Genomic DNA, 15,808 nt, shown 5'->3' with positions numbered 1-15,808 from the left:
AGGCGGACGGTCGACGAGGTCGGCTGGTAGCGGTCGTTGTAGCCGCCGACCTCCGTGGTGTAAGCCTGCCCGTCGATGTAGCGGGTGTCGGCCGTGGGCTGTCCCTTGAGCAGGGTGTCGTACGTCCACTTCGCGCGCAGCTCGTCGCCCTGCTTCAGCTCGATCGTGCGGCCGAGAGCGTCGTAGGTGGAGGTGAGCGTCACTCCGCGGGCGTCGGTGGTCCTCACCGGCCGGTCGAGCTCGTTGTAGACCGTGGTCGTCACGCCCTTGTCCGGGTCGTCCGCCCTGATCTCGCGACCACGGGCGTCGAAGGTCCACGACCAGGTGTTGCCGGCCGCGTCGGTCATCCTCGCGAGGTTGCCGTGCTTGTCGTAGGCGTAGGTGGCCTTGACGTGCTCGGTGCGCTGCGCGTTGGTGTAGGACAGCCGTTCGACAACCTGGCCGAACACGTCGGTCACGGTGGTCTGCGCGGTGCCGCCCTCGGGCGGGATCACAGTGGTGCGGTCGCCCTCGTGGACCGTGGTGGTGCGCTTGGTCTCGTCACCGAACTTCCTTGCGATCGACGCGACTTCGCGTCCGACGCCGTCGAAGAGTACCTCGGTGGCCGCCGGGACCTTGGCGTCGTTGCCGGTCACCAGGGTCGTGGACGGCTTGCCCTCGGCATAGTAGGGGCTGTAGCTCTTCCATGCCCGGCCGAGGGTGTCGTACAGCGTCTCGGTCACCACCCGGCCGTTGGTGACGCCGATGGCCGGGGACTGGGTCTCCCGCTCGCGCAGCAGCCCGTCGTAGAAGGTGTGGGACGTGTCGTAGGAGCCGTCGCCCCGCAGAGTCCTGGCCGTGACGACGACGGGTTCGGTCCTGCTGACGCGGTAGGTGAACTCCACGGCCGGCGTGGTCGAGTTGGAGGCCTTGGGCCGGCCGGGCTCCCATGCCTTCGTCACCCGGCCGAGCGCGTCGTAGGTCAGGTCGGTGCGCTTGCCGTTGGCGTCGACCTCCGCGGTGGTCAGCCCGCGGAGCTGGTCGGTGTGGGTCGTCTCGGTGTGGCCGAGCGCGTTGGTGGACACCGTCTCCTTCGGCGCCTGGCCGGTGGCCGGGGTGTAGGCGACGCTGGTCGTCTCGTCCGCGGCGTCGGTGGAGGTGAGCTGGCGTCCGTACTGGTCGTAGGTCGACCTGTTCACGGTGGTGTAGCCGGTGCCGGCGCCGTCGTTCTCGTCCTCGCGGGTGACGTCGCCCTTGGTGGGGGCGGCGCCCAGCACCGTCGCGCCGTCGTAGTAGGAGCGCTCGACGGAGACGAGGTCCTTGGGCAGGTCGGGTGTGGTGGTGCAGGCGACCGCGATGACCTTGGTCTCGGCGACGAGCGTGAGAATGTTGCTGTCGGTGTTGCGGGCGTACGAGGTGGTGGTGCAGCGCTCGTCGCCGGTCCTGGCCTTGTCCCCGGTGTCGGACGTGGAGACGACCATGCCCAGGGAGTCGAAGGTGCGGGTGAGCTCGGTGCGGCGCAGCGCTCCGCCGCTGACGGCCGTGCGGTTGGCCTCCACCCTGACGTCCGTGTACCGCGCCTCCAGGTCGGGCAGGCCGTCACGGGTCTGCGACGCCGTGGCCGTCGAGCGCCAGGGGGTGTAGCTGGTGGCCGACACCAGTGCGCCGCCGACGCCGTTGTACACGGCGGTCTCGCGGGTCATGCCGGCGAACTCCCTGCGATCGGTGACCTCGGTGCCCTCGGAGTCGGCGACCTGCGCCCCGTCGATGCCGCGGAAGTAGCGGGTCTCGGTCAGCGTCTGCTTGTCGTCGGTGGTGCCGGTGGTCACCCGCACCCGCCCGTACCCCTTCTTGTCATCGTAGGTGCGGTGTTCGGCCTTGGTGAACTCGTCCTCGCTCCTGGCCCAGGCCATACCGTCCAGGTACGTGTAGGCGGTCTGCTTGACCGGGGCTCCGGAGGTGTTGTCCGACTCCAGGACCTGGGTGACCACATAGCTGTGGAACCAGTCCTCGTACGGCTTGTAGTCGGGGGCGGGGGCCTCCGGCGGGGCCCAGACCACCGGGTGGCAGCGCTTGGTGTTGGTCCTGGGCGTGGGCAGGTTGCCCGCCGTGCAGTCGGGGGCCGAGTAGGTCACTCCGACCGTGCCGCCGGACTCGGTGTCGATGGCGTGGACGCGGTAACGGTTGTACGGCGGTATCGGGTCGAGGACCCCCTCGACGCGGTTGGCCATCTGCACGCCCCGGAAGGACACCGAGGGCAGGGTGACCGGCTCGCCGCCGGCGTGCCCGGTCCGGGTGATCGACTTCAGCCACAGCGGCGGGTCGTTGCCGTCACCGGTGGAGGGGAAGGAGTGCTCCAGCGTCCAGGAGTCGACCTTCCGGTAGGCGCCGTCCGCCAGGGCCGAGGTGGTGATGCCGGTCAGCCGCTTGCGGGTCCAGTACGACGGAGAGGCGTTGCCCTCGCAGTCACCGCCAACTGCGCAGTGCTGGTCGAACGGTACGTCCGGCCACTTGGAGGCATTGCCCTTGGTGAACTTGTCGGCGGCGCAGTCGAAGGTGTCCGTGGTCAGGCAGCGTTCGGAGACGGAGAACTCCACCTTCGCCACGGCCTTGTCCGCGAACATCCGGTCCGAGCGCAGTCCGTACTCGATCCGGTCGAGGTGGCCGCCACGGACGTAGGCGGTCGGAGTGCCCTTGTTGGTGGCCTCGCTCGTGTTCCGGCCGTAGTGGTTGGTCTCCTTCACCCAGTAGTAGGCCATGGCGTTGGAGTGGGTGTCGACGACGTAGTCGAGGTTCCAGCGCCAGGCCTGCTGGCACCAGGAGTCCTTGAAGGCGCCGGCATGGCAGGGCTCGCCGGCGTGGTTGCCGTAGACCGGCACCGTCCAGGTGGAGTTGGTCTCCGGCTTGCCCTCGCTCCAGCCGGGAAGCCGGTTGTAGCCGAAGTAGTACTGGGTGCCGTCCGGCGCGGTCACCCGCCAGTACTCGCCGTTGTCGTCCCCGTTGCCGCGGCTGCTGCTGGTGAGCAGGGTGACGCGGGTGCCGTCGTCGTCCTCCTTGCGCCACTCGCTGCTGGTGCCCACCCGCACCAGTTCGCTGGAGGAGCCGTTCAGGGAGAGGGTCGCGTTGTGCTTCTTCCAGCACTGGTCGCCGACCCTGGTGGTGTTGTTGCCGTCCTTCTTGTCGTCCTCGCAGGAGACGTAGCGGCGCTCGATGAAGCCGGGCGACAGGGACCAGCCGTCGCCGATCCAGTTGGCCTGGTTGTTGGTGGCGGCGGTCCGGCCGTCGACCGACTGCGAGGAGTACGACAGCGACAGATCGGGGGCGAGGCTGCCCGGCACCGGCGGAGTCTCCAGCTCGTAGCCCCAGGAGAAGCCCCCGGAGGAACCGCCCGCGGTCCACTTCCCGGACGGAGACAGCGATGTCGCCGTGAAGTTGCCGGAGGCACCGGAGGGTGCGGCCGTCGCGGCCAGCAGCACCGTGCCCTGGGAAGCCGCCATCCGGGTGGCCGAGTTGCGCATCGTCGGCGCCGACTCCACCGGGGCACCGGCCTCGGCCTCACCGGCTTCGGCGGCCTCCAGGCTCACCACCGCCCCCGTGCGCACCAAGGGCACGTTCACCTTCTCCAACGGCGGCGTCAACGATGTGGCGGAGTACGAGTACTGGACCACCTGGGACTCCACACACCGCAAGAAGTCCCCGAGCTCGACCGGCGGCTCGGTGTCCGTCGAACTCACTCCGAACACCGTAGGAGCCAACAAGGTCTACGTCAGGAGCTACGACAGGGCGGGAAACTCCTCCGACACCGCTGTCTACCTGTTCTACGCCAACGGCCCCCGCACGCCGGACAAGCCCGGGGACATCAACGGTGACGGCAACACCGACATATGGGCCATTGACTCCAGTGGTGATCTGCGCCGCTTCTACGGGGCCGGTGACGGCACCGTGACTCAGGCCAGCACGAAGGCCGGCGACCACACGTGGAACAACGTCAAGATCACCCACCGCGGCGACTGGAACAACGACGGCTACGAGGACCTCGTCGCCCTGCGCCACGACCCGGACAAGGGCGCCCACAGACTGTGGGTGCATCCCAATGACGGCTACGGCTTCGCCTGCACCACCTGCGACAACGGGGTACAGCGCCAGGAACTGGCCGTCTACGACGACACCAACAACCACTGGAAGGGCGGCGCCAAACAGATCCTGGCCATCGGCGATGTCGACGGTGGCCTGGACACCGACGGTGACGGTGTGGAGGACGTCCCCGGCTACCCGGACCTCATCGTCAACGATGGCGAGTTCATCTGGCTGTACTACGGCAACTCCGACCACCACCTCGACTCCTACCGGGACCCGGTGCTGCTTGCCGGGCCCGACGACCCGATAGCCACCGGAGGTTCCACGGTCGGCGAAGCCACCCTGGGCGCCCCTGGCGACTGGGACGGAGACGGGCTGCCCGACCTGGTCGTGCGGTACGACCGCCCCGACACCGGCGGGCTGTACGTGTTCCACGGCGGCGAGGACGACTGGGGCGACTACGACATCAGCCTCAACAAACGCACCGCCATCAGCTCGAACTGGGGCACCGACACCGTTCCGCTGTTCACCGCCACCCCCGACGCCAACAACAACGGCAACCCGCTCGACTTCTGGGTGACAACGCCGAACTCCGGAAACCTGCGCTTCCTCGGCGACCACGTGGCCGACGTCGGGCACACCACGAGCTTGTCGGCGTCGACGGAATTCGAGGGCTACCAGGCCATCAGCTGATCGTCGCAGTCCTGCCTGCCTGACCTCCGCGGTGGGCCGCTCACCCTGGTCGTGAGCGGCCCACCGCACCTCTCTGAAGCACGAGTTGGTCGAAGACACGGTTCAGGACGTCGGGCGGAGTGTGGCCGGGTACGCCGGGCAGGCCAGGAAGCTGTCGTCCTCGCGCGGGCATGAGAAGACCTCCCTCCCCGCGTACGCGCGGGGAGGGAGGTCTTCCCCCGGGCCTCAGCTGTCGAAGCCCAGGCCCAGGCGGTCCATCGTGCGCAGCCACAGGTTGCGGTGGCCGCCGTTGGCGTCGGCGCGGGCCAGGGACCACTTGGTGAGGGCGATGCCGGTCCAGGCGAACGGCTCGGGCGGGAAGGGCAGGGGCTTCTTGCGGACCATCTCCAGCTCCGTGCGCTCGGTGCGCTCCCCCGCCAGCAGGTCGAGCATCACCTCGGCGCCGAAGCGGGTCGCGCCGACGCCGAGGCCCGTGTAGCCGGCCGCGTACGCCACCTTGCCCTGGTGGGCGGTGCCGAAGAAGGCCGAGAAGCGTGAGCAGGTGTCGATGGCGCCGCCCCAGGCGTGCGTGAAGCGGACGCCCTCCAGCTGCGGGAAGCAGGTGAAGAAGTGGCCGGCGAGCTTGGCGTACGTCTCCGGGCGGTCGTCGTACTCGGCGCGCACCCGGCCGCCCCAGGGGTAGATCGCGTCGTAGCCGCCCCACAGGATCCGGTTGTCCGCGGACAGCCGGAAGTAGTGGAACTGGTTCGCCGAGTCGCTGAGGCCCTGGCGGTCCTTCCAGCCGATCGACGCCATCTGCTCGGTGCTGAGCGGCTCGGTCATCAGGGCGTAGTCGTAGACCGGGACGGTGTAGGAGCGGACCCGCTTGACCAGGCTGGGGAAGACGTTGGTGCCGAGCGCGACCCGGCGGGCCCTGATCCGGCCGTAGGGCGTGCGTACGGCCATGCCGGCGCCGTACGGCTTCAGGGTCAGGGCGGGGGTGCGCTCGTAGACGCGCACGCCGAGTCGCACGCACGCCTGCTTCAGACCCCAGGCGAGCTTGGCCGGGTGCAGCATGGCGGTGCCCCGACGGTCCCACAGGGCGGCCTCGAAGGTCGGGGAGGCGACCTGTCCGCGCACCGCCTCCCGGTCGAGGAACTCGATGCCCCCGGCGAGCCCCTTCTGCTCCAGCTCCGCGTACCAGTCCTTCAGCTCCCAGGCCTGGTGAGGCTGGGTGGCGACGTCGAGTTCGCCGGTGCGCTCGAACTCGCAGTCGATGGAGTGGCGGGCGACCGTCTCCTCGATGGCGTCGAGGTTGCGGGCGCCCAGTTCCTCCAGCTTGTGGATCTCGTCCGGCCAGCGGGCCAGCCCGTTGGGCAGGCCGTGAGTGAGGGAGGCGGCGCAGAAGCCGCCGTTGCGGCCGGAGGCGGCCCAGCCCACCTCGCGGCCCTCCACCAGCACCACGTCCGCGCCGGGGTCGCGCTCCTTGGCGATCAGCGCGGTCCACAGTCCGCTGTAGCCGCCGCCCACGACCAGCAGGTCGCAGCTCTCGACCCCGGTGAGCGCGGGCTCCGGAGCGGGCCTGCCGGGGTCGTCCAGCCAGTACGGGACCGGCTGGGCCTCGGAGAGAGACTTGATCCACTTGTTCTCACGGCTCATGGCACTGGGGGCCATGATTTCAACTCCCTACAGGATTCGTTCCGCTGTTCCGGCGGGGCGGTGCCTTACGCCTTCTGCCGGGCGCGGCGATTGCTGATGACCATGCCGGCCACGACGAACAGCACGGCGATGATGGACATGGCCGTCCCGATGACGTTGATCTGGACGGGGGTGCCGCGCTGCGCCGCGCCCCAGACGAACATGGGGAAGGTGACGGTCGAGCCGGCGTTGAAGTTGGTGATGATGAAGTCGTCGAAGGAGAGCGCGAAGGCGAGCAGCGCGCCCGCGGCGATTCCGGGCGCCGCGATCGGCAGGGTGACGCGGACGAACGTCTGGAACGGTCCGGCGTACAGGTCCTGCGCGGCCTGCTCCAGCCTCGGGTCCATCGACATCACACGTGCCTTGACGGCGACGACGACGAAGCTGAGGCAGAACATGATGTGCGCGATCAGGATGGTCCAGAAGCCGAGCTGAGCACCCATGTTGAGGAAGAGGGTGAGCAGCGAGGCCGCCATGACCACCTCGGGCATCGCCATCGGCAGGAAGATCAGCGAGTTGATGGTGCCGCGAGCGCGGAAGCGGTAGCGGACCAGCGCGAAGGCGATCATCGTGCCGAGGGCGGTGGCGCCGAGGGTCGCCCAGAGGGCGATCTGCAGGCTGAGCCCCAGTGATCCGCACATGTCGGCGACGCCGCACGGGTCCTTCCAGGCGTCCGTGGAGAACTCCTGCCACTGGTAGTTGAAGCGGCCCTTCGGTTTGTTGAAGGAGAACACCGTGACGACGATGTTCGGCAGGAGCAGGTAGCCGAGTGTCAGCAGTCCGGCGATGACGACGAGGTGGCGCTTGAGCCAGTTGACGAAGGCCATTTAAACCAGATCCTCCGTGCCGGACCTGCGGATGTAGACGGTGACCATGGCGAGGATCGCGGCCATGAGGATGAAGGACAGGGCCGCGGCCGTCGGGTAGTCGAGGATCCGCAGGAACTGTGTCTGGATGACGTTGCCGACCATGCGGGTGTCGGTGGAGCCGAGCAGGTCGGCGTTGACGTAGTCGCCGGCGGCGGGGATGAAGGTCAGCAGCGTGCCGGAGACCACGCCCGGCATCGACAGCGGGAAGGTGACCTTGCGGAAGGTGGTGACGGGTTTGGCGTACAGGTCGCCCGCCGCCTCGTGCAGCCTCGGGTCGATGCGCTCCAGCGAGGTGTACAGCGGAAGGATCATGAACGGCAGGAAGTTGTACGTCAGACCGCACACCACCGCGAGCGGGGTGGCCAGCACACGGTCGCCGGAGGTCCAGCCGAGCCAGCTGGTGACGTCCAGGACGTGCAGCGCGTTGAGGGCGCCGACGAGTGGGCCGCCGTCCGCGAGGATGGTCTTCCAGGCCAGGGTGCGGATCAGGAAGCTGGTGAAGAACGGCGCGATCACCAGGACCAGGAGCAGGTTGCGCCAGCGGCCCGCACGGAAGGCGAGCAGATAGGCGAGCGGGTAGCCGAGCAGCAGGCACAGGATCGTCGCGGAGGCCGCGTAGAGGACCGAGCGGACGAACTGCGGCCAGTACTCGGACAGCGCGTCCCAGTAGGTCACGAAGTGCCAGGTGACCTTGTAGCCCTCCTCCAGGGAGCCCGTCTGCACGGACGTGGAGGCCTGGTAGATCATCGGCAGGGCGAAGAAGACCACCAGCCACAGGATGCCGGGCAGCAGCAACCAGTACGGCGTGAGGCGGCCCCGCTTGCGCGGTGGTTTCTGCCGGGGGGCGGCGGGCGCCGGCGGGGCGGGCGCCTGGGTGACTGCGGCCATCAGGCGGCCTCCTCCGCCACGGTCTCCACGCCGGCGTCGATGTCCTGGGCGGCGTCCAGGCCGAAGGTGTGGGCCGGGTTCCAGTGCAGGACGACCTCGGCGCCGGGCGCCAGGCGGGCGTCGCGGTCGATGTTCTGGGCGTAGACCTCGAACTCGGGGCAGGCCGGGCTGTCGATCACGTACTGCGTGGAGACGCCGATGAAACTGGAGTCGGTGATCCTGCCGGTGATGCGGTTGCGGCTCTCGGGTATCTCGCCCGCGTCGTCGGCGTGGGTGAGGGATATCTTCTCCGGGCGGACGCCGACGAGCATCTTGCCGCCGGTCGTCGCCGGGGCCGAGCACCGTGCCCGGGGCAGGGAGAGCTTGCCGCCGCCCGCCTTCAGGACGATCTCGTCGCCGCTGCTGGTGTCGACCTCGGCCTCGATCAGGTTGGAGGTGCCGAGGAAGTTCGCGACGAACGTGGTCTTCGGGTTCTCGTAGAGGTCGGCGGGCGAGCCGAGCTGCTCGACGCGGCCGGCGTTCATCACGGCGACGGTGTCGGCCATGGTCATGGCCTCCTCCTGGTCGTGCGTGACGTGGATGAAGGTGATGCCGACCTCGGTCTGGATGCGCTTGAGCTCCAGCTGCATCTGGCGGCGCAGCTTCAGGTCCAGGGCGCCGAGCGGCTCGTCGAGCAGCAGCACCTTGGGGTGGTTGATCAGGGCGCGGGCGACCGCGACGCGCTGCTGCTGGCCACCGGAGAGCTGGTGCGGTTTCTTGCGGGCCTGTTCGCCCAGCTGCACCAGGTCCAGCATCTCCTCGACCTGTTTCCTCACGCTCTTGATGCCGCGCCGGCGCAGGCCGAAGGCGACGTTCTCGAAGATGTCGAGGTGCGGGAAGAGGGCGTAGGACTGGAAGACCGTGTTGACCGGGCGTTTGTACGGCGGCAGGTGCGTCACGTCCTGGTCGCCGAGGTGCACGGTGCCGTGCGAGGGCTCCTCCAGGCCGGCGATCATGCGCAGGGTGGTGGTCTTGCCGCAGCCGGAGGCGCCGAGCAGGGCGAAGAAGGAGCCCTGCGGCACGGTCAGGTCCAGCGGGTGTACGGCGGTGAAGCCGCCGTAGCTCTTGCTGATCTGCGTGAGGCGGACGTCGCCGCCGTTGTCGTTCGTGGTCTTCATCGTCGTCACGCCCCTGTGAGCTTCGCGAACTTCGCTTCGTAGGCCGCCTCTTCCTTGTCGCTCAGGGCGCGGAAGGAGTGGGACCTGGCCACCATGTCCTTGGTGGGGAAGAGCAGCGGGTTCTCCGCCGCCGGCTTGTCGATCTTGGCCAGTTCCTCGCGCGCCCCGTCGACGGGGCTGATGAAGGCTGTGTAGGCGACGAGCTGGGCGGCCTGCTTCGGCTGGTAGTAGAAGTCGATCAGCCGCTCGGCGTTGGCCTTGTGACGGGCCCCGCGGGGAACCATCAGGTTGTCGTTGGCCACCGTGAATCCGGCCTCCGGCATGATGTAGTCGACGTCGGCGCTGTCCGACTGGAGCTGGACGATGTCACCGCCCCAGGCGAGGCACACGGCGACGTCGCCCTTGGCGAGGTCGGACGTGTAGTCGTTGCCGGTGAAGCGGCGTATCTGCCCCTTGTCGACGGCCTTCTGCAGGCGGGCGATCGCCGCGTCGTAGTCGTCGTCGGTGAACTTCGCCGGGTCCTTGCCCATGTCGATCAGCATCATGCCCATGGTGTCGCGCATCTCCGACAGGAAGGCGACCCGGCCCTTGAGCTTGGGGTTGTCCAGCATGTCGGAGATCGACTTCACCTCGATGCCGTCGAGTGCCTTCTTGTTGTAGGCGATGACGTTCGAGACACCCTGGTAGGGGTAGGAATAGGCGCGTCCCGGGTCCCAGTCCGGGCCGCGGAACTGCTGGGACAGGTTGGTGAAGGCGTGCGGCAGGTTCGCCGGGTCCAGCTTCTCCACCCAGCCCAGCCGGATCATCCGGGCGGCCAGCCAGTCGGTGAGGACCATGAGGTCCCGGCCGGTGTCCTGGCCGGAGGCGAGCTGCGGCTTGACCTTGCCGAAGAACTCGTTGTTGTCGTTGATGTCCTCGTTGTACTTGACCGCGATGCCGGTCTGCCGGGTGAACTCGTCGAGCGTGGGGTGCTTCTTGCCGCTCTCGTCGACGTCGATGTACACGGGCCAGTTGGAGAAGTTGACGGTCTTCTCCTTGGCCGAGTGGTCCTCGGCGGAGGTGCCGCCCTGGGTCTGGCCGGCCGCGGGGATCCCGCAGGCGCTCAGTGCCCCGAGGCCGCCGACCGTCAGCGCGCCGCCGGCGGAGGCGCGCAGCAGCGAGCGGCGGCTGAGGGGGGCCCGGCCGCCTCGGACGCTGCGCCGCAGGGCGGCCATCCGGGCCGAGGTGAGGCGGTCGGGCTCGTACTGCTCCATGCGCGTGGTGCCCTTTCGGGAAGATGGCCTGCTCACGGGCCAGGGTCGTTGCTATCGGTCCCCGAAGATGGTGCGGTGCCAGTCCTTGCGGGCCACCGCGGTGTTGTCGAACATGACGTGCTTGATCTGCGTGTATTCCTCGAACGAGTACGAGGACATGTCCTTGCCGAAGCCGGACTGCTTGGAGCCGCCGTGCGGCATCTCGCTGATGATCGGGATGTGGTCGTTGACCCACACGCACCCCGCCTTGATCTCCCGCGTGGCGCGGTTGGCCCGGTAGACGTCCCGGCTCCACGCCGATGCGGCCAGGCCGTACGCGGTGTCGTTGGCCAGCCGGATCCCCTCGTCGTCACTGTCGAACGGCAGGACGACCAGCACCGGACCGAAGATCTCCGACTGGACGATCTCGCTGTCCTGCGCGGCGCCGGCGATGAGGGTGGGGCGGTAGTACGCCCCGTTCTTCAGCTCGCCCTGGGGGGCCTCGCCGCCGGTGACCACACGCGCGTAGGCGCGCGCCCGGTCGACGAACCCGGCGACGCGGTCGCGGTGGACGTGCGAGATCAGCGGGCCGAGGTCGGTGCCGGGGGCGAAGGGGTCGCCCAGCCGGACGGTCTCCATCAGGGCGGCCGTCCGCGCGACGAACTCCTCGTACAGGGGGCGCTGCACGTACGCGCGCGTGGCGGCCGTGCAGTCCTGTCCGGTGTTGATGAGCGCGCCGGCGACCGCGCCGTTGACGGCGGCCTCCAGGTCGGCGTCGTCGAAGACCACGAAGGGGGCCTTGCCGCCGAGCTCCAGATGCAGGCGCTTGACGCTCGCGGTGGCGATCTCGGCGACCCGCTTGCCGACGGCGGTGGAGCCGGTGAAGGAGACCATGGCCACGTCGGGGTGGCCGACCAGGTGCTCGCCGGCCTCCTTGCCGGTGCCGGTGACGATGTTGATGACGCCGTCCGGGATGCCCGCCTCCGTGGCGGCCTGCGCGAACAACAGCGAGGTCAGCGGGGTCAGCTCGGCGGGCTTGAGGACGATGGTGTTGCCCGCGGCGATGGCCGGGAGGACCTTCCAGGCGGCCATCTGCAGGGGGTAGTTCCAGGGCGCGATGGAACCGACGACCCCGATGGGCTCGCGGCGGACGTAGGAGGTGTGGTCGCCGGAGTACTCGCCGGCCGACTGGCCCTGCAGGTGCCGGGCGGCGCCCGCGAAGAAGGCGGCGTTGTCGATCGTGCCGGGTACGTCGAACTCGCGGGTCAGCTTCAGGGGCTTGCCGCACTGGAGGGACTCGGCCCGGGCGAAGTCCTCCGCCCGGTCGGCGAGCACCTCGGCGAAGCGGTGCAGCGCGTCCGAGCGGTCGCCGGGGGTGGCGCCCGCCCAGCCCGGGAACGCCTCGCGCGCGGCGGCGACCGCGGCGTCGACGTCGTCGGGGCCGGCCAGTTCGTAGGTGTGGACCTCCTCGCCGGTGGCCGGGTCGACGACCGCGTGGGTGCGGCCCGAGGTGCCCTTGGTCAGCCGGCCGGCGATGTACTGCGCGCCGTCCGCGAAACGGTTCTGCGCCGGAAAACGGTCCTGGGCGGCGTTGCCCGGGTTCTGCATGTCGCTCTCCTCCGCCGTCGCCCCTCGTCACCGGGGGCGGGTGGCGTAGCTCCAGCTCGATTTGAGTGCCGATCCTGACAGAATCAGGGGACTCCAACAAGTGATTCCGTTGTTGCCTTTTGGTTACGCGACGGAATCTGTCGACCAGGTGTCGAGTCGGCGCGGAAAAGGAGGGACGGAGTGTCAGTGGCGCGTGCCACACTCGCGTGCATGGGGGAGATCGATTCCAGGGAATCCCTGGTCAAGGCGGTCCGTGCCGGGAGACCGGTCAAGTACCTGCACTTCTGGGGCCACCGGCCCCGCCCGGACGGCCGGGTGGGCGCGAGCTGTCTGAGCCAGTGGTGGCCGTCGCCGTTCGTGGTGGACGGTGTGCCGTACGCGACCGCCGAGCACTGGATGATGGCCGGCAAGGCGCGGCTCTTCGCCGACGCGGAGGCGGAGCGGCTGGTACTGGCCGCGCGGCACCCGGCCGAGGCCAAGAAGGCGGGGCGGCTCGTGCGGGGCTTCGACGAGCTCACATGGGAGCGGGAGCGGTTCCGGATCGTGGCGGAGGGCAGCGTCCACAAGTTCACCGCGCACCCCGAGCTGCGGGACTTCCTGCTGGCCACCGGCGACCGAGTGCTGGTGGAGGCCAGCCCGGTGGACCGCGTGTGGGGCATCGGCCTGGCCGCGACCGACGAGGCCGCGGCCCACCCGGAACGCTGGCGCGGCCCCAACCTGCTGGGCTTCGCCCTGATGGAGGCCCGGCACCGGCTGCGGACGGGCGCCTCGCGGGGACTGCGACCCGGTACGCGACAGATGGCCACCGTGGCCGTCAGGCGCTGACGAAGCAGAACTCGTTGCCTTCCGGATCGAGCATGGCCTGGAAGGATCCCTGGTCGTCGGTGACCGTCTCGCCGACCTTCACCGCGCCCAGGCGTACCGCTTCGGCGGTGGCGGCTTCGATGTCGTCGACCGCGATGTCGAGGTGGAGCCGGTTTTTGGCGGCCCTGCTCTCGGGCACCGGCTGGAAGGCGAGCCGCGCGAACCCGGGCGGTTCGACGTGCGACCAGCCGCGGGCACGGTCGACCGGGTCACCGCCCAGCAGTTGTGCCCAGAAACGGACCAGAGTCTTCGGCTCACGGCAGTCCACGACGATCTGACGAAGTTGCGCACGCATGGACGGAGCCTATGACGGCCCCGGCATCCTGCGAGGAGTCGGGCCCGTGACGTGACGACGTCCGCGCGGGTCGAGTGGACCGTGACGTCCTTCGCGGCCCGCACGGCCTTGTCCCACCCTGCCTTCCGCGGCCTTGATCGTGCGCATCTCGGCTTTCCGATCGAGGAGTTGGCCGGGGTCACATCCTCCGGGGCCGTGCCACGGCATGGCAGCCCGATCCGGCTTGTCCACTGCCGAAGTCCCCCACACGTCACGCACGGTTCACCGCAGGAGCCCACCTGCGACCTGTCCAAAGTCCTGTATTGACCGAGAAGTTCGCCAAGTGCTAAAAGATCTTTGTTCACATCTTCGACACATGACCAACACATTCATGAAGCTCCGAAGAGCTCCATGACCGGACGCTGGTCTGATCACATACGGAGAGACCAGTGGAGAGTTGTCCGGGCTGTGCCGCGGCCGAGGCCGAGGCACGCTTCTTCTGCCGACAGTGCGGCACTCTCGTCGGTGCGGCGGCGGTGACACCGCCGCCCACGGCGCCCCCTGCCCCGGTCGCCCCACCGCCGGCGCCCCCTGCCCCGGTCGCCCCACCGCCGGTGGCCCCGCCACCGGCGCCGGCTCCGGCCGCTCCCCCGATACCCCGTCAGGGGCCGTCCGTCCCGCCTCCCGCCTCCATGACTGCGCCCAAGGGGGCTCCTCGGCCCACGTCGTCCCCGGAAACCCCGGTAGTCCCGGTAGCCCCGGTAGCCCCGGTAGCCCCGCAGAACGAGCCGACGGATGCGGGACGCCCCGCGTCCAGGCATTGGCCGTGGCTCGCGACCGGGATCGCCGCGGCCCTGGTGGCCGCCGGATTCGGCGGCGGCCTGCTGCTCGGGGGCCGCAGCACGGAACCGGCCGTCCCCGGCACGGACTCGACGGCCCCCGCATCACCGTCGCCCCAGCAGGACCAAGCCGCGGGGCCTGCCGAGAGCACCACTGGGCCGGACGACACGACCTCCCCCGACGGCCCATGGGTCGTCACAGCGGACACCGACATCTCGGGTTACGTCTTCTTCCCCGTCGGAGCGAGCTCCGACTGCGTCCTGGAAGCCGAACCGGACGCCGAAGGCAACCTCGTCGAGTACGACCCGTCGAACGCGATCGACAAGTTGGACGAGACCGCATGGCGCTGCAGGCGGGAGACCGCGCGGCTCGTCCTCGACCTGGGCAACCCCACCGACCTGGACCACGTGGGCCTGATCCCCGGCTACCTCAAGACGGACCCGTACGACGAGACCGACCGCTTCACCCAGAACCTGACGGTCACCCGCGCGGTGTGGACGTTCCATCTGAACGGCCGGACCGTCGGCACCTGCACCGAGGTCATCGACGACCCGGAGCCGACGATGGAGTGGGCCCACCTGCCGGCCACCGTCACCGCCGACGAACTCACCCTCGACATCGTCGAGACCGGCAACCGCGATGCGCTGCGGCGCTTCCCCACCATCGCGTCCATCGCGGTCAGCGGCATCGGCCTCGTCAGCGACGGCTTCTGACCCGCCGCCATTTCCGACTTCAAGGGAGACCAACAGCACCATGACCACCCCGTCCTTCGCGGCCCAGGCCGAACCCGCCTCCCCCGCGCCTCGTCAGAAGTACAACAGAGAGCCCGAGACGCAGCTCTCCGGAACCGTCAACCCCAACGACCTGCGCGGGTTCCTCAAGCGGACCCGCTGGACGTTCCTCGCGACGCTGCTCCTCGTCCTGCCCGTCGCACTCGTCCTGCTGTTCGTCGACCTCAGTCTGGCGATCGCCGCCTTGGTGATCGTCCCGTTGTTCGCCGCCCTGGGCACCCTCTTCATCCCGCACCGGCTGGTGCTGTCGGAGTTCCAGGTGCTCCTCGACGGCAAGGCGGCCGCGGCGGAGTCCGCCTACGGCGTGATCTACCAGGTGATCAAGACCCGCCGTATGCCGGTGTCGGTGGCCACCCGCCGCTTCCGCACCCCCCACGACCCCACGATCAACAACTTCCTTGTCGTCACCGACCGCGAGACCCAGGTCTACGTCTCCGTCTTCCCCTACGGCACGGGTCTGTACCTGGGCTGGTCCATGTGGAGCACCCGGCGCCCGGTGGCCATGTTCGGCAGGTTCGTCAAGGACGCCATCGCCCATCCCTTGAAGGGCCAGAAGGAGTTCACCGGCCAACTCTCCTCCCAGCGGGTGCGGGCCCTCCGGGAGGCCGTCCACTCCGCCGTGAGTGAGGGCGTGGACGCGGCCGTCCACAACGTCCAGGTACCGCTCGCCCAGACCTTCGGGCACAACATACCGGTCGAGACCGTCGCCCTCCCCGCGGCGACGACGCCGGCCCCCTGGCCCGGAGCGGGCCAGGCATCCGTCCCCGTGCCGGCCGTCCCCCCGGCTCCGGCGTCCCCGCCCGTCCAGTGAGCGGCTTTCCCCCCGCTGCCGGCGCCGGCCCCGCCCGGGGCCGGCGGG

12 protein-coding genes are annotated in these 15,808 nt (G+C 69.4%); 4 read left to right on the top strand and 8 right to left on the bottom strand.

All coding sequences use genetic code 11. The annotated features are described in order from the left end of the window. On the bottom strand, positions 1 to 3,581 hold a 3,581-nt coding region (locus RH94_RS44590; protein WP_407697352.1), incomplete at its 3' end, for an RHS repeat domain-containing protein. Between RH94_RS44590 and RH94_RS25605 the strand changes: the two genes are divergently transcribed. Continuing rightward, positions 3,574 to 4,749: an FG-GAP repeat domain-containing protein gene (locus RH94_RS25605; RefSeq protein WP_158073091.1), complete on the top strand. Its 1,176-nt coding sequence runs from the start codon at positions 3,574 to 3,576 to the stop codon at positions 4,747 to 4,749. The two genes, RH94_RS44590 and RH94_RS25605, sit on opposite strands and share 8 nt — an antisense overlap. Positions 4,750 to 4,974: 225 nt before the next feature. Here RH94_RS25605 and RH94_RS25600 read toward each other — a convergent pair whose 3' ends face one another. The 6 genes from RH94_RS25600 to RH94_RS25575 are packed head-to-tail and all read right to left on the bottom strand — an operon-like array spanning position 4,975 to position 12,180. After that, complete coding sequence (locus tag RH94_RS25600) at positions 4,975 to 6,402, bottom strand: NAD(P)/FAD-dependent oxidoreductase (RefSeq protein ID WP_073950334.1); 1,428 nt, start codon at positions 6,400 to 6,402, stop codon at positions 4,975 to 4,977. Positions 6,403 to 6,452: 50 nt separating this feature from the next. Beyond that, positions 6,453 to 7,253 carry an ABC transporter permease gene (locus RH94_RS25595; RefSeq protein WP_073950332.1) on the bottom strand — a complete coding sequence of 267 codons (801 nt, stop codon included), beginning with the start codon at positions 7,251 to 7,253 and terminating at the stop codon, positions 6,453 to 6,455. Next, a complete protein-coding gene (locus RH94_RS25590) occupies positions 7,254 to 8,183 on the bottom strand; it encodes an ABC transporter permease (RefSeq protein ID WP_073950330.1) in 930 nt (309 codons plus the stop codon). Further along, positions 8,183 to 9,349 (bottom strand): ABC transporter ATP-binding protein, encoded by a 1,167-nt coding sequence (locus tag RH94_RS25585; protein WP_073950328.1) that lies wholly within the window; start codon positions 9,347 to 9,349, stop codon positions 8,183 to 8,185. Before RH94_RS25585 ends, RH94_RS25590 begins: the two co-directional genes overlap by 1 nt. Next, entirely contained in the window at positions 9,346 to 10,593 is a 1,248-nt protein-coding gene (locus RH94_RS25580; RefSeq protein WP_073950326.1) for a polyamine ABC transporter substrate-binding protein, read from the bottom strand. The genes RH94_RS25585 and RH94_RS25580 overlap by 4 nt, the downstream gene beginning before the upstream one ends. Before the next feature lie 51 nt (positions 10,594 to 10,644). Then, positions 10,645 to 12,180 (bottom strand): gamma-aminobutyraldehyde dehydrogenase, encoded by a 1,536-nt coding sequence (locus RH94_RS25575; RefSeq protein ID WP_073950325.1) that lies wholly within the window; start codon positions 12,178 to 12,180, stop codon positions 10,645 to 10,647. A 210-nt stretch (positions 12,181 to 12,390) separates the two neighbouring features. Here RH94_RS25575 and RH94_RS25570 point away from each other — a divergent pair, with 210 nt between their 5' ends. Continuing rightward, on the top strand, positions 12,391 to 13,005 hold the full coding sequence (locus tag RH94_RS25570; RefSeq protein ID WP_073950323.1) for an NADAR family protein: 615 nt from the start codon (positions 12,391 to 12,393) through the stop codon (positions 13,003 to 13,005). On the opposite strand, the gene RH94_RS25565 is transcribed toward RH94_RS25570, so the two are convergent. Beyond that, on the bottom strand, positions 12,995 to 13,339 hold the full coding sequence (locus tag RH94_RS25565) for a VOC family protein (protein ID WP_073950321.1): 345 nt from the start codon (positions 13,337 to 13,339) through the stop codon (positions 12,995 to 12,997). The two genes, RH94_RS25570 and RH94_RS25565, sit on opposite strands and share 11 nt — an antisense overlap. 836 nt (positions 13,340 to 14,175) lie before the next feature. On the opposite strand from RH94_RS25565, the gene RH94_RS40895 reads away from it, so the two are divergent. Then, complete coding sequence (locus RH94_RS40895; RefSeq protein ID WP_073950319.1) at positions 14,176 to 14,871, top strand: hypothetical protein; 696 nt, start codon at positions 14,176 to 14,178, stop codon at positions 14,869 to 14,871. Between the two features lie 40 nt (positions 14,872 to 14,911). After that, positions 14,912 to 15,760, top strand: coding sequence for a hypothetical protein (locus RH94_RS39910; RefSeq protein ID WP_073950317.1), 849 nt, complete (start codon positions 14,912 to 14,914; stop codon positions 15,758 to 15,760). Positions 15,761 to 15,808 lie beyond the last annotated feature (48 nt).

This window comes from Streptomyces kebangsaanensis, assembly GCF_001906585.1.
In the GTDB taxonomy this organism is placed as follows: domain Bacteria; phylum Actinomycetota; class Actinomycetes; order Streptomycetales; family Streptomycetaceae; genus Streptomyces; species Streptomyces kebangsaanensis.
Note: the sequence above shows the minus strand (reverse complement) of the source record. Positions and strands in the feature narration are given on the sequence as shown.

Coding starts and splice junctions, on each gene's coding strand:
- RH94_RS25600 (WP_073950334.1), bottom strand. CDS start 6,402: ATGGCCCCCAGTGCCATGAGCCGTGAGAACAAGTGGATCAAGTCTCTC.
- RH94_RS25595 (WP_073950332.1), bottom strand. CDS start 7,253: ATGGCCTTCGTCAACTGGCTCAAGCGCCACCTCGTCGTCATCGCCGGA.
- RH94_RS25590 (WP_073950330.1), bottom strand. CDS start 8,183: ATGGCCGCAGTCACCCAGGCGCCCGCCCCGCCGGCGCCCGCCGCCCCC.
- RH94_RS25580 (WP_073950326.1), bottom strand. CDS start 10,593: ATGGAGCAGTACGAGCCCGACCGCCTCACCTCGGCCCGGATGGCCGCC.
- RH94_RS25575 (WP_073950325.1), bottom strand. CDS start 12,180: ATGCAGAACCCGGGCAACGCCGCCCAGGACCGTTTTCCGGCGCAGAAC.
- RH94_RS25570 (WP_073950323.1), top strand. CDS start 12,391: ATGGGGGAGATCGATTCCAGGGAATCCCTGGTCAAGGCGGTCCGTGCC.
- RH94_RS25565 (WP_073950321.1), bottom strand. CDS start 13,339: ATGCGTGCGCAACTTCGTCAGATCGTCGTGGACTGCCGTGAGCCGAAG.
- RH94_RS39910 (WP_073950317.1), top strand. CDS start 14,912: ATGACCACCCCGTCCTTCGCGGCCCAGGCCGAACCCGCCTCCCCCGCG.